The sequence below is a fragment of the Xenorhabdus mauleonii genome, from assembly GCF_900113945.1.
Classification (GTDB): Bacteria; Pseudomonadota; Gammaproteobacteria; order Enterobacterales; family Enterobacteriaceae; genus Xenorhabdus; species Xenorhabdus mauleonii.
This window is the reverse complement of sequence record NZ_FORG01000078.1, coordinates 1-2,327: the sequence shown is the minus strand read 5'-3', so window position 1 is coordinate 2,327 and position 2,327 is coordinate 1. Positions and strand designations below refer to the sequence as shown.

Annotated in this window: 1 pseudogene; it reads right to left on the bottom strand. The window is 51.1% G+C overall.

From position 1 onward, the window contains the following. A pseudogene (locus BM100_RS22205) lies at nucleotides 1–2,327 on the bottom strand (hypothetical protein); the annotation flags it as partial.

Below are 2,327 nucleotides of genomic sequence, written 5' to 3'. Positions count from 1 at the left end.
AGTTTACGTATTCTTCGACCAAAAGCATCGTATTGATAGTGCCAGCGCGAGCCGTCCGGCGTTTCGCAATGGGTGAGCTGATTCTGGCTATCCCAGCGGTAGCGCCAGACCTGTGGACGGAAGCCATCGCGTTGTTCCGTTTTTTCTACCAACCGGCCATTGTCATCATAGCGGTAACGGGAGTGACCCTGTTGTACGACGCGACCAGCGTTCTGACGTTGACTAATTTGTGCGACCGCGCCCTGTGCATCTACCGGGAGATGCAGATTTAAATTACCGTTGGCATCGTAACGGAATTGCTCTTCATACGGCCGAGCCCCTTGATACATCGTCTGAACAATTTGCCCATTACTATTATAGCGGTAACGCGTTTGTCCCCAGCGTCCGTCATCAATCACCCTGACATTATACGTCCGATCATATTGCCAGCTGCGATTCACGGCTGTCGCTTGTGGAGGGAAATAGGGGTTATTCTGCTGCAAGGTTTCACGGAACAAGGACGTCGCATGACCAGCCGACTGGTGGGCCAATAATCCTGTTGCCGTATAGCGGCTGGCCAAAATAAAACCTTCCGGACTTTCCCGCACCGTTTCCTGTCCCAGCGGGTCATAATGCAACGATAAGGGGCTGTGCTGGTTAAACTGAATATGGTTAATCCAGCCCATTCTGTCATAGCCAAATTGCAGGGTGTTTCCATCCAACGTTTCAGCTGTCGGCAGATCCGTGATACTGTTCCACTCACGGGTAATTTCCCGGCCATTCAACTGTTCACTGATTAGGTTACCGGCCTCATCGTAGTCAAATGCGACCACTGCATCAGCGGAAATCGCCCGGACCAATCGCCGCTGGGCATCATATCGGTATTCGGTAACGGCGTTCAGCTCGCAGCTTAATTTTCCCGTTGTCCAGTGCTCCTGTCGAGTCATTTGATCTTGGGCAGTATAACAATAACGGATAAGCTGCCCATCCGGATGGCGGGTCAACGTACGGCGGCCCAGCAGGTCGTAGGCATATTCCACTGTCCGCCCGGTAAAATCGGTTTCACGGATAATTTGACCGGCCACATCACGTTCATAACGATACACCTCACCTGTTGCCATGGTCACACTGCTCAGTCGAATCAAACGATCATAACCAAAATTCAATGTGGTTCCATCTGGACGGATCAGCTGTGTCAGTAAGTCAAACGGCCCATATACGTAGCGCGTGGTGTTTCCTTCACCATCAGTGACGGCAGAAACCCGGCGTTCACTGTCATAGTCAATCTGCTGCTTCACGCCATCCGGCAGCTCGATTTCCGTTACGCTATTTTCTAGGCTGGCATGAAATGCACTGTGCTGAAAATGGGTTTCCTGCCCTAACGCATCGGTCATACATCGCAGCCGTCCCAATCCATCCTGATCATAACGTGTGGTGTAACCATTGGGTGATAGCACCTGATGCAACCGATGCTGCTCATATCCATAACGCCATTGCGCCCCGTCCGGTTGTATTCTGCGCAGTAACTCACCGTGCTGGTTATAACGGTATTCTTCCAAACGCCCTTGTGGATCCGTAACAGAATCTAAAGCGCCCTGTTCACTGTAGTGAAAACACCAGTTTTTACCATCCGGTAATGTGGCCTGCAATAATTGACCATATTCGTCATACGCGTAAACAAACATTTCACCGGCAGGCAACGTCAGTGTAGTCAGCTCACCGTACGGGCTGTATTCGAATGTGGTTTTTCTGCCTAACGGGTCGGTCTCTGAGAGCTTATGGCTCAGATCCCATTCAAGCAGCGTTTCCCGCCCCAATGGATCAACTTTGCGGGTAATTTGGCCGTTTTCGTTATACCAATAGCGTGTACACCCTCCTTCCGCATCCAGATAGGTTGTCACCCTATTGATGTCATCATACTGGAAACGATCTTGCCAGTAGCCTTGCGGGGTAGACACTGACACTACTCGACCCCGGCCATCATAACCCATTGATACATCCGTCGCGTCACTATCATGCCAGCGGGTCATGTAGCCGTGGGTGTCATATTCATGCCACAAGTGGCTGTGCTGGAAAGTGTCGCATTCCGACAAGTAACCCCGTTCATCATACTGGCAGGTCACCAGCCTCTGACGCAGTTCGTCCGTCAGGTATTCTACCGACACCAGTCGGTTCTGGTCATAATCCAACAACAAGCGATAACCATCGGTATGCGTAATCTGTGCCAATTGAGGAACGCCCTCATCGTACAAATCGTCATAATGGAACATGATGCGGTTATCATGACGGTCACGGATGGCAGACAACAAACGGCGTTCACCGTCCTGATGCTCAAAGCTCAAGGTCAA